This window comes from Pseudomonas sp. AGC41, assembly GCF_057334555.1.
This window is the reverse complement of sequence record NZ_JBHFJB010000153.1, coordinates 27,369-38,796: the sequence shown is the minus strand read 5'-3', so window position 1 is coordinate 38,796 and position 11,428 is coordinate 27,369. Positions and strand designations below refer to the sequence as shown.

Here is an 11,428-nt window from a genome sequence, read left to right as displayed (position 1 = left end):
GCTCCCACAGGACTTATCTGAAGATCAATGCCTCTGGCACATCAATGTCCCAGGTCACACCCGGATCGTCCACCGGCACTTCGGCCACTTGTGCCCCGGCGAATAACGCCTTCGCCCCACGATCGCCGGACAACGCCATCAACTGCGGGCCAAACCCATGGCCAAATCCCACCGGATGCCCATACTCCCCGACAAGAACCGGCACGCTGATGCCATCCTTGCGAATCCCCGCTGCCACCTTTTCGATGCTCGACGGCAGGATAAACGGCATGTCGCCCAGCACGATCAGCCAGCCAGCCACCTCCGGATAGGCCCGGACACCGGCGGCAATGCTGTCTCCCAGTCCCGGCGAATCCAGTTCGACGAAGTCGCACCCATAGGCCTGGGCCATGCGAATGGCCTGCGGACGGTCATTGCGGGTGACCAGCACGCGCTTGTCCAGCGAGGCCGGCAGGTTGACCAGCACATGCTCGATCACCGAGCGCACCGCGCCGTCACGGCCTGTGCAATCCGCCAGCAGCTTGTCTTTGCCGGTCCCGGCGACCTGACGGAAACGGCGGCCCGAGCCGGCCGCGAGGATGATCACGCCAATGGACTCAGACATACCCTTCCCTCCTGGATTACAGCGGTTTCTTTTGACGCAATTCGACGCCATTCTTGATCGCGACGATTTCCGCCAGCAGCGACAGGGCGATTTCCGCCGGAGTGTGACTGCCGATATGCAGGCCGATGGGGCCGTGCAGCCGCTCGATGGCCTGTGCTGACAAGCCTAGCTGAGCGAGGTTGTCCCGGCGCTTCTGACTGTTGACCCGTGAGCCGAGGGCGCCGACATAAAAAGCCCTGGAATCCAGGGCGGTGAGCAAGGCCATGTCGTCCAGGCGCGGGTCATGGGTCAGGGCAACGATCGCGGTGCGCTCATCGGTCTCGATGCTTAGCACCGCCTCGTCGGGCATGCCCGGAACAAAGCGGCCATGCTGCTCCTCCCAACCGTAGACAAATTCCTTGCGCGGGTCGCAGATCAGTACTTCGAAATCCAGCAACCGGGCCATTTCCGCCACGTAACGCGACAGCTGCCCGGCGCCGATCAGCAACAGCCGCCAGCGCGGGCCATAGATCGCCCGCAGCGTTTCGCCATCGAACACCAACGCATCGCTTTTGCTCGCCGGTGTCAGCACCACGCCGCCGGTCGCGATGGTCAATTCCCGGGCAACTATCTCGTGGGCCTCGCACCGCCCCAACAACTCGGCGACCCAGCCTGGATCGCCGACTCGCTCCTCCGTCAGGCGCAAGGTGCCGCCGCACGGCAAGCCGAAACGCGCCGCCTCCTCACGGGTGACACCGTAGGTGATGAGCTGCACGGGCGGGCCATCCGCCGGAATCCGGCCGTCGTGTAGCCGGGCGATCAGGTCATCCTCGACACAACCGCCCGATACCGAACCGATCACCACGCCGTCCTCGCGCAGGGCCAGCATGGCCCCCGGAGGTCTCGGCGCGGTGCCCCAGGTCTGGACCACCGTGAACAGCACCACCCGCTGCCCGGCGCGACGCCATTCCAGCACGCTGCGCAGCACGTTCAGATCAACGCTGTCCATCAGGCTTTGGCCTGTTGCCAGCCTTGCAGCTGGTAACGCACGGGCAGATCACGGATGCGCTTGCCGGTGGCAGCGAAGATGGCGTTGCACAATGCCGGCGCGATCGGCGGCACGCCCGGCTCACCGACACCACCCAGCGGCACTTCGCCCGGCGGAGTGACCAGGTGCACGGCTATTTCCTTCGGTGCCAGGGACATGCGCGCCACTTCGTACATGTGAAAATTGTCCTGCTGGACCTTGCCGTCCTTGAAGCTGATCTCCCCGACCATCGCGTTGCCCAGGCCCATCACGCAGGCGCCTTCGAACTGCGAGCGGATGCGCTCGGGATTGATCTGCGGCCCACAGTCCACGGCAATGTCCGCTTTGTGCACAATGATCGTGCCGTCATCCTTGACCTCGACTTCGAGCGCCGCGGCCACGTAGGTGACGAAGCTGTAGTGCACCGCCAGCCCCAAGCCCCGGCCCTTGGGCAATTCACGGCCCCAGCCAGCGGCCTTCGCCGCAGTCTCCAGCACGGTGCGGATCCGCGCCGTATCGATGGGATAACGCTCGGGCGATTCGCCGTAGTTCCAGCTGTCATTCTGGCTATTGGGGTTGATCTTGCGGTCCGGGCCAAGCAACTTGAGGTGATATTTCAGCGGATCCTGGCCGGCCTTGTGGGCCAGTTCGTCGATGAAGCTCTGAATCGCAAATCCATGGGGAATGTTCGACACCGAGCGGTACCAGCCAACCCGGGCATGGGCCACCGCCTCGGGGTTCTCCAGGCGCAGGTTGGGAATAGCGTAGGCCATGTTGGTCACGCCCATGCCCACTTCGAATGGCGCTTCGTGGGTCATGCCCGGCGCGAACAACGCGGTGATGGACGGGGCCACGGTGCGATGCAGCCAAGCGGAGGGCAGCCCGTCCTTGTTCAGGCCGGCCTTCAGGTATTCGGCCGATACGGTATGGAAATACGAGTGATGAATGTCGTCCTCGCGGGTCCATTGCACCCGAACCGCCTGGCCGGGGAATTCCTTGGCGAGCACAGCCGCCTCGACGACGAAATCGGGTTTGGACTTGCGTCCGAAACCGCCACCCAGCAACGTGATATTTATCGTGACCTTCTCAAAAGCAATGCCCAGGCGTTCGGCGACGCGTTCGCGGGTGACTTGGGGTGCCTGGCTCGGTGCCCAGGCTTCGCATTGACCGTCCTTGAAGCGGGCGACCGCGACCATCGGCTCCATCGGTGACTGGGAAAGGTGCGGCAGGTAATAGGCAGCCTCCAACGTCGAATCGGCCTTGGCCAGTGCGTCGTCAAGGTTGCCGGTACTGTGCAGGACTTTGCCTGGTTTCAGCGCAGCCGCTTGCAGTTCCTTGCGGTAGGCGATGGAGTCATAGCCGGCATTCGGGCCATCGTCCCACTCGATTTTCAGCGCTTCGCGGCCCTTGATCGCCGCCCAGGTGTTTTTTGCTACCACCGCCACGCCGCCCAGCGGCTGGAATTCGGAAGGCAAAGGGCGTCCTTCGATCTGCACCACCTTGATCACGCCCGGTACTTTCAACGCCGCGCTGCTGTCGACGCTCCTGACCTTGCCGCCATAGACCCGTGGGCGGGCGACGACGGCGTAGAGCATGCCGTCGAAATGCACATCGGCACCGAACACCGCTCGGCCGTTGACGATGTCCGCGCCGTCGATGGCACGGCTCGCTTCCTTGCCGATGTATCGAAACTCCGACGGCTGCTTGAGGCGCAGGCTGTCGCGGGCCGGAACCGGCAAGGCCGCGGCGGCGGCGGCCAACTCGCCATAACCCAGTTCGCGCCCCGAAGGCTGATGCACCACTTTATGCAGTTGCGCACGGCATTCGCCCGCCGGCACTTTCCACTGGGCAGCGGCGGCCAATTCAAGCATGGTCCGGGCGGCGGCACCGCAGCGGCGCATCGGCTCGTACCAATGACGCATGCTGCGCGAGCCGTCGGTGTCCTGGTTGCCGAAGCGCGCCTCATCGGCCGGCGCCTGCCTGACCTTGACGAGTGCCCAGTCGGCGTCGAGTTCGTCGGCCACCACCATGCTCAGGCTGGTGCGCACGCCCTGGCCCATTTCCGAACGGTTGCAGATCACCGTGACGCTGCCGTCAGCGGCAATGCTCACATAGACCTTGGGGTCGTCGACCGCACCATGGGGCATGCCCTCGGCGCCGAACTTCTTCTCTTCGGCGAAGGCCTCCGGCAGGCCCCAGGTGGCGGCCAGCACCAGCACGCCCGTGGCGCTGGCGCCCTTGAGGAAACCCCGACGGCTGAGATTGCTCAGCACAAAATCATTCGGCAAACGGCTCATGCCTTGGCCTCCTTCAGGTGAGTGGAGGCCTGGCGGATCGCGGTCTTGATCCGGTTGTAGGTGCCACAGCGGCAGAGGTTGCCGACCATGGCCTCCTCGATCTGTTCATCCGTCGGGTTGGGGTTGGTCTTGAGCAACGCCGTGGCGGACATGATCTGCCCGCCCTGGCAAAAACCACACTGGGCCACAGCGGTGTCCAACCAGGCCTTCTGTACCACCTGGCCGACCGGGTCGACGTGAAGCGCGTCGATGGTGCTGACGTTCTGACCTTTCACCGAGCCGATCGGCGTGATGCAACTGCGCGCCGGGGCGCCGTCGATGTGAATCGTGCAAGCGCCGCACAGGCCCATGCCGCAGCCGAACTTGGTGCCGTTGTAACCGGCCACGTCGCGGATCGCCCACAGCAGCGGCATGTCCTCGGTAACATCCAGTTGATGATCTGTTCCATTGAGTTTCAGGGTAATCATGGGCACGCCCGCATTTGGTTCGAGTTATGGGGGTCGAGCAATCTGCCGCTGGGTAATCGGTTCGGTGTCGCAGACTGGCTCAGGCTGATCCGGCTCTCTTGTGCACACGTCAACAGCGTCTGCACCGGGCCTTGGGGGATGCGTATGCTCGCATCGTCAGCCAATTAAATTAACCCAGGAACAAGCAAAACGCCCTGCACAATCCTGCACGAATGAGCGTGTGCAGGTTATGCAGGGCGTTTTTTCTTCACACGGGTGCCAAGCGCCCGTCAGTAGCGATTCGGCTCCATCTCCAGATCAACCTGGAAACGTTCGGCAATGTCCTTCTGGATCCGTCGAGCCAGGTCCAGCAATTGCAGGCCCGTGGCGTTGCCATAATTGACCAGCACCAGTGCCTGCAACTTGTGCACGCCAGCGTCGCCCTCGCGAAAGCCCTTCCAGCCGGCCCGTTCGATCAGCCAGCCGGCAGCGATTTTCATCTGCCCTCCAGGCTGTGGATAAGCCACCAGGTCAGGGTATTGCAGTTTGAGATGGGCCACGTGGATGGCGGGCACCAACGGGTTCTTGAAGAAGCTGCCGGCGTTGCCGAGTACGGCGGGGTCCGGAAGTTTTTCGCTGCGGATGCTGCAAATCGCCCGGCTGACATCCGCAGGCGTTGCCTGAGCGATGCCTTGCTCGGTCAGGCGCTGGCGGACCGGGCCGTATTCCAGATGCAGATGCGCGACCCGACTGAGGGCAAAACGTACCCGCAGGATCAACCAGCGCCCCGCCTGCTGCTTGAACAGGCTGTCGCGGTAGGCGAAGGCGCATTCTTCAAGGGCGAAGTCGCGCAACTCGCCGGTATGGCGATCCAGCGCGGTAAGACCGGCGAAGACATCCTTTATTTCCACGCCGTAGGCACCGATATTCTGCATCGGTGCCGCCCCTACCGTACCGGGAATCAGGCTGAGGTTCTCCAGCCCCGACCACCCTTGCGCCAGCGTGTGCTGGACAAAAGGATGCCAGGGCTCACCGGCCTCGGCCTCGATCACCACACGTTCGCCGTCGTCGCTGAGCAGGCGGATCCCCTGGCTGGCCATGCGCAACACCAGCGCGTCGATGTCGTTGGTCAACAGCAGATTGCTGCCGCCGCCGATCACCAGCAACGGCAGATCATGCCCGGCGGCATAGGCCAATGCCTCGCGGACATCGGCATCGCTGTGGGCCTCGGCGAACAGCCGTGCGGCAGCGTCCACGCCAAAGCTGTTGAACGGCTTGAGGCTGACGCCGGCCTGGACATGCAAGGTCATAACCGCCCCTTCAATTCGACGACCAGGCGATCCGTGGCCTGCTCGATCAGGTCGAGCACCTGCTCGAAACCCTGTTCGCCGTCGTAGTACGGATCAGGGACATCATCAAGCTCAGACTCGTAGCGACGCAGGAACAGATCGAGCTCAGCCTTGCCACTGGCCGGTTGCAGTGCCTTGAGGTTGCGCAGGTTATTGCTGTCCATGGCCAGGATCAGGTCATAGGCAGCGAAGTCGGCGCGGGTGACTTGCCGGGCCCGCTGGGCCGACAGATCGTAGCCACGTCGCAGGGCCGCAGCCATGCTGCGTTTGTCAGGGGCCTTGCCGACATGCCAGTCACCGGTACCGGCGGAGGCGACTTCCACCTGCCCCTCCAACCCAGCTTCGCGCAACTTATGGCGCAAGATGCCTTCGGCGGTGGGCGACCGGCAAATGTTGCCAAGGCAGACGAACAGAACCCGCATCAAGCCTCCAGCAGGCGACGAACGCGCTCGAGGTCTTCGGGGGTGTCTACACCGGTCGGCGGCGCGATCAGCGCATCGGCGACATGAATCCGCACGCCATGCCACAACGCCCGAAGCTGCTCGAGGGCTTCGGTGTTTTCCAGCCAGCACGGGCCCCAGGCGACGAAGTCCTGAAGAAAACCGGCGCGGTAGGCATAGATACCGATATGGCGACGATACGGCACGCCTTCGGGCAGCACGTCGCGGCCCTGAGCGAATGCCTCTCGGGCCCAAGGCAAAGTGGCACGGCTGAACGTCAATGCCAGGCCGTTGAGGTCGCTGACCACCTTGACCACGTTGGGATTGAACAGCGTCTGCACATCCTCGATCGGCTCGGCCAGGGTGGCCATGCGCGCTTCGGGGTGCGCCGCCAGGTTCGCCGCGACCTGATCAATCACGCTCGGCGGGATCAGCGGCTCGTCGCCTTGCACGTTGACGACAATGGCGTCGGACGCCAGACCGAGTTTCCCAGCCACTTCCGCCAGGCGGTCAGTACCGGAGTTGTGATCCTCGCGGGTCATCACCACTTCGGCGCCAAAGCCCTTGCAGGCCGCCACGATGCGCGCGTCGTCCGTTGCCACCACCACACGCTGGGCACTGCTCTTGCAGGCCTGCTCCCAGACATGCTGGATCATCGGCTTGCCGGCGATCAGCAGCAACGGTTTGCCGGGCAAGCGCGTGGAGGCAAAGCGCGAAGGAATGACAACGGTAAAAGCCGTACTCATTTATCCAGGCGCTCATCGGTGGTCAGGGTACGGGCTTCGCTTTCGAGCATCACCGGGATGCCGTCGCGAATCGGATAGGCCAGGCCGGCGCCCTTGCTGATCAGCTCGGTCTTGTCGGCACTGAGCTTGAGCGGGCCTTTGCAGACCGGGCAAGCCAGGATATCGAGCAGTTTGGTGTCCATGAAATTCCCCTGGTAAAACGTTTTAAGGCAAGAGCCGATCCGGCAACAGGCGCATCAACCGCGTATCGAACCAGGCCGCGAAGGCTGGCGAAGGCGCTGCGTCAACCGCCAGGTACCACCAGTCGGGCGCGGCAAAGGCGCGGCATTTGACCGCATCCTTTTCCGTCATGACCACTGGCAATGACGGTTCGAAATCGAAGGCCTGGGCACTGTATTCGGCGTGATCGGCAAACCCATGCGGTATCGGCCGCCAGTGTAGCGTTTCGAGGGTCTTGAAGAAACGCTGGGGGTTGCCGATACCGGCCACGGCATGCAGGGCCTGGCCGGGTGGGAAATGGTCGAGGGGGCGCCGCTCGCCGCTGGCCAGATTGACCAGCGCGGTCGGCCGCAACTCGAACGCGAAACCGTCCTCGCGATCGGCGCTGGCGCCGTTGAACAGCACGGCGTCAACCGAGCGCAGGCGCTCCACCGGCTCGCGCAACGGGCCGGCCGGCAGGCAACGGCGGTTGCCCAGGCCACGGGCGCTGTCGATCAATACCAGTTCGAGGTCCCGGGCCAGGCGGTAATGCTGCATACCGTCGTCGGACAGGATCAGGTCCAGTGGCTCGGCGTCCAGCAGCGCCCGGACAGCGCGGCTGCGATCCGGATCGATCATCAACGGCACGCCGCTGCGCTGGACGATGAGCAGCGGTTCGTCGCCCGCGACGTCGGCGCCCTGCGTGGCCTCGACTCGCCATGGCAGCCGAGGCGGCCTGGCGCCGTAACCCCGGCTGACCACGCCAACCCGCAGGCCACTGCGCTGGCAATGCTCGATCATCCAGAGGATCAACGGCGTCTTGCCGGTGCCGCCAACGGTGATGTTGCCCACCACAATCAGCGGCACCGGCGGCCGGTAGATCTCGCCCTCGCCCGCCAGGAAGCGCTCGCGCTTGCCGATCACTACGCGTCGGTACAGCCATTCAAGCGGGCGCAGCAACACCAGGGCGGGATGCCCCTTGTACCACGCGGCAAGCAATCGATCGGACATGGCCATCAAGGTGCCGGTGCCGCCTCGACCGTGGTCATGCGCAGGTGGCTGAAGCCGAGCTTGCCAGCCGCGTCCATGGCGGTGATGACCGATTGATGAGGCGTCTTGCCGTCGGCGCTGATGGCCAGCGGCAGGTTGGTGTCACCGCCGGATTCCCTCTGCAGGGCCTCGATCAGGCTCGCCAGGTCGCTCTTGGGCAGCAACTGGTTATTCACCGAGAACGCGCCCTCGGCGCTGATGGTGACTTCCAGGTTCTTCAACTGTTGGTCCTCGGCCGGCGAGCCACTCACCGCTTGGGGCAGCTCAACCTTTAACTGGGTTTCCCGGGTGAACGTGGTGGTCACCACGAAAAACAGCAGCAGGATGAACACCACGTCGATCAGCGACGCCAGGTTGATCTCGATGTTTTCCCGTGGTTTGCGGCGGAATTTCACTTCTTGCCCCCGGCCAGGTCCACGTCACGGTCGCCCTGCACCACCTCGACCAGCTTGATGGCTTCCTGCTCCATGCCCACCACCAGCTCGTCGACGCGGCGTTGCAGGAAGCGATGGAAGAACACGGCAGGGATACCCACCATCAGGCCCGCGGCGGTAGTGATCAATGCCTTGGAAATACCGCCCGCCAGCACGGCGGCGTTGGTTGTCATGCCGGAACCGGTGAAGGCGCTGAAAATGTCGATCATGCCGAGGACCGTGCCCAGCAGGCCCAGCAATGGAGACATGGCGGCGATGGTCCCGAGGGCATTGATGTAGCGCTCCAGGTCATGGATGACCCGCGCGGCGGCCTCCTCGATGCACTCCTTCATGATCTCGCGACCATGTTTGGAATTCGCCAGGCCTGCCGCGAGGATCTCCCCCAGCGGCGAGCTGGCTCGCAATTCCTTGAGCTTGTCCTTGTTCAGTTGCTTGTCCTTGATCCAGACCCAGACCTGCCCGAGCAGATGCTCCGGCGTCACGCGGCTGGCCCGCAGGGTCCACAGGCGTTCGGCAACGATACCCAGTGCCGCGATGGAACTCAGAATGATCGGCAACATCATCCAGCCGCCGGATTTGACCAATTCCCACACAGTGACAGCCCCCTCGAAAAAGTGCGCCACTTTATCATACAGACTCGCCGTGCAGGCCCGCCCTGCCGACAACGCGGCAAGAACTCTGCGTCAGATCAATGCCGCGTCGGTGGCCCGGCGGGCGGCGGATCACGCCAATACCGGCGAATGCCCGCCTGGCCAAGCGCAGGTGTGAAGGCGCCGAGTTGCAGACGAATGGCACCTTGTTCGGCACTGTCGTAGATCGCCATGCCCAAGCGTCGATAACGCTCCATCACCCACGGATGGGGATGGCCGAACGCATTGTTTCTTCCCCGGGAGATCAATACCGAATGGGGCTCGAGGCGCGCCAGCAGCGCCATCGACGATGAGCTGCGGCTGCCATGATGCGGTGCCGCCAGCCACTGGGTCGGCATCGCCAGGGGACTGTCGAGCAAGGCGCGTTCGGCATGGGTATCGATATCGCCGGTCAGCAGCAACCGCTCGCCACCGGCCTCGACCAGCAAGACACAGGATTTCTGGTTGCTCTCGACAGCCGATGTCCAACGCCACAGTTCGAACCTGACCCCGTCCCATTTCCAGCTTTCGCCGCTATCGCACGCACCTGCCTGCAGATCGACGGGCAGCGCGTCGGGATCACCGCTGACCACCCGGCGGGTCGGCAATCCGTTGCGTACGGCTTGTGCACCGCCGGCGTGATCGGCATCGGCGTGACTGAGCAGCAGCATGTCCAAGGCACGCACACCGAGCCTGTGCAAGGTCGGCACCACCACGCGCTCGCCAGCATCGGCGTCGCCAAGCCGCGGCCCCGCGTCGTAAAGCAAGACGTGCCGCTGGGTACGCACGAGGATCGCCAGCCCCTGGCCGACGTCCAGTTGCCAGATTTCGGCTTGCCCGTGGGGTACGTCTTCCCGTGGAGGAAAAACCATCAGCATCAGCATCGGCCAGCCGAGGATCCGCAGCGGTACGCCCTTGGGCAGCAACAGCAGCGCAGTGCCGAGCGCCGCCACGCACCAGGCCCACAGCGGCACGGCGGGAGGCACCCAGGCGGGCATCTGCCCGGCCGCCAGCGCGAGCGTCTTGAACAGCAGATCGAGCAAGCCGCCGGCAATCCAGAGAAGGCTCTCGCCTATGAAAGGTATCGGTAGCAACGCGGTGCCAAGCAAGGCCGAAGGCAACACCAGCAGACTGACCCAGGGCACCGCCAGCAGGTTGACCAACGGACCGCTGAGGCTGACTGGCAGCCCGAGGATCAAGAGTAGCGGGCACAGTCCGAGAGCAATCAGCCACTGGGCGCGGGTCCAGGTTTGCCACCAGCGCCAGGGGCCCAGGCGACCGCGAAAGGTAAACATCAGGATGGCCACCGCGGCGAACGACAACCAGAACCCTGGCCGCACGCTCGCCAGTGGATTGAGCAGCAGCACTGCCAGGAGCGCCAGCAGCCAGGCCTTCCAAGGATCAGCCTGGCGAAAGCGCAAGCGCCACAGCAGCACCAGCCCGATCATCACACAGGCCCGCCGCACCGGCACTTCGAAACCGGCGAGCAGGCCGTAACCCAGGGCCGCGGTGAACGCCAGCACGCAGGCCCAGGGCAGCCACGGCAACCGCGCAGGCCAGACACCATGACGCGCCGCGCCGGCGACCAGCAGGTATACGAGGCCGGCGAACAGGCCGATGTGTTGTCCGGAAATGACCAGCAGATGGACCGTGCCGGTGTCTTGCAGCACCTGCCAGTCTTCGCGACTCAACCCGCTGCCGTCGCCAAGGACCAATGCCATCAGCGCCCCGGAGCGCCCCTGGACATCGACTTTCGCCAGCGCCTGGCGCACCTCTTCGCGCCAGGCGCCCCGGGCCGGTTGCAGGAGTCGACCGTCCTTGACGCTGCCGGTGGCGCCAATGCCGCGGCTCAGCAGCCAAGCTTCATAATCGAAGCCATGGGGATTGAGCAGTCCCGCGGGTCGCTTGAGCTTTACCGCCAGGCGCCATCTCTCACCGCTGCTGACCGGCGGCCCGCCATACCAGGCCAGGCGCATCGAGCTCGGCAAGCGCGTGCGCCTTGACTGGATATCGGTCAATTCGAAACGCACCGTGCCATCGCCGTGTTGCGGCAAACCAACGACACGCCCTTCGACCCAGCGAGTCTCGCCATCCAGTGCGGAGGGCAACCGTCCGTCCAATGCATGGTGCGCAGCGAGGCTCGCCCAGACCAGCCCGAAGAGGAAGCAACCCGCCGGGTACAGGCGAAACGGCAGTACCATCAAAGCCAGCGTCGCCATGGCTGCGATC

The 11,428-nt window shown here is 64.3% G+C and carries 12 protein-coding genes; all 12 read right to left on the bottom strand.

Features of this window, described 5'->3' with window-relative positions; translation table 11 throughout:
* Nucleotides 1–13: 13 nt before the first annotated feature.
* Nucleotides 14–604, bottom strand: coding sequence for a nucleotidyltransferase family protein (locus ACE04F_RS25330; RefSeq protein WP_486110408.1), 591 nt, complete (start codon nucleotides 602–604; stop codon nucleotides 14–16).
* Nucleotides 605–620: 16 nt separating this feature from the next.
* Nucleotides 621–1,592, bottom strand: a complete 972-nt coding sequence (locus tag ACE04F_RS25325) for an XdhC family protein (protein ID WP_486110407.1) — start codon at nucleotides 1,590–1,592, stop codon at nucleotides 621–623.
* Nucleotides 1,592–3,907: a xanthine dehydrogenase family protein molybdopterin-binding subunit gene (locus tag ACE04F_RS25320; RefSeq protein WP_486110406.1), complete on the bottom strand. Its 2,316-nt coding sequence runs from the start codon at nucleotides 3,905–3,907 to the stop codon at nucleotides 1,592–1,594. Before ACE04F_RS25320 ends, ACE04F_RS25325 begins: the two co-directional genes overlap by 1 nt.
* Nucleotides 3,904–4,374, bottom strand: a complete 471-nt coding sequence (locus ACE04F_RS25315; protein WP_434574256.1) for a (2Fe-2S)-binding protein — start codon at nucleotides 4,372–4,374, stop codon at nucleotides 3,904–3,906. The genes ACE04F_RS25320 and ACE04F_RS25315 overlap by 4 nt, the downstream gene beginning before the upstream one ends.
* A 269-nt stretch (nucleotides 4,375–4,643) precedes the next feature.
* Nucleotides 4,644–5,663, bottom strand: a complete 1,020-nt coding sequence (gene murB / locus ACE04F_RS25310) for a UDP-N-acetylmuramate dehydrogenase (RefSeq protein ID WP_486110405.1) — start codon at nucleotides 5,661–5,663, stop codon at nucleotides 4,644–4,646.
* The gene (locus tag ACE04F_RS25305) at nucleotides 5,660–6,124 is read right to left on the bottom strand and encodes a low molecular weight protein-tyrosine-phosphatase (RefSeq protein ID WP_486110404.1); all 465 of its coding nucleotides are present in this window, start codon (nucleotides 6,122–6,124) and stop codon (nucleotides 5,660–5,662) included. Before ACE04F_RS25305 ends, murB begins: the two co-directional genes overlap by 4 nt.
* On the bottom strand, nucleotides 6,124–6,888 hold the full coding sequence (kdsB, locus tag ACE04F_RS25300; protein WP_486110403.1) for a 3-deoxy-manno-octulosonate cytidylyltransferase: 765 nt from the start codon (nucleotides 6,886–6,888) through the stop codon (nucleotides 6,124–6,126). The genes ACE04F_RS25305 and kdsB overlap by 1 nt, the downstream gene beginning before the upstream one ends.
* Entirely contained in the window at nucleotides 6,885–7,070 is a 186-nt protein-coding gene (locus ACE04F_RS25295; RefSeq protein ID WP_003179363.1) for a Trm112 family protein, read from the bottom strand. The genes kdsB and ACE04F_RS25295 overlap by 4 nt, the downstream gene beginning before the upstream one ends.
* 22 nt (nucleotides 7,071–7,092) lie before the next feature.
* Nucleotides 7,093–8,103 (bottom strand): tetraacyldisaccharide 4'-kinase, encoded by a 1,011-nt coding sequence (gene lpxK / locus ACE04F_RS25290; protein ID WP_486110402.1) that lies wholly within the window; start codon nucleotides 8,101–8,103, stop codon nucleotides 7,093–7,095.
* Nucleotides 8,103–8,531: an ExbD/TolR family protein gene (locus ACE04F_RS25285; protein WP_305496068.1), complete on the bottom strand. Its 429-nt coding sequence runs from the start codon at nucleotides 8,529–8,531 to the stop codon at nucleotides 8,103–8,105. Before ACE04F_RS25285 ends, lpxK begins: the two co-directional genes overlap by 1 nt.
* On the bottom strand, nucleotides 8,528–9,163 hold the full coding sequence (locus tag ACE04F_RS25280; protein ID WP_305496069.1) for a MotA/TolQ/ExbB proton channel family protein: 636 nt from the start codon (nucleotides 9,161–9,163) through the stop codon (nucleotides 8,528–8,530). Before ACE04F_RS25280 ends, ACE04F_RS25285 begins: the two co-directional genes overlap by 4 nt.
* 95 nt (nucleotides 9,164–9,258) lie before the next feature.
* Nucleotides 9,259–11,428 (bottom strand): DNA internalization-related competence protein ComEC/Rec2 (locus ACE04F_RS25275; RefSeq protein ID WP_486110401.1); only part of this gene is annotated, 2,170 nt, incomplete at its 5' end.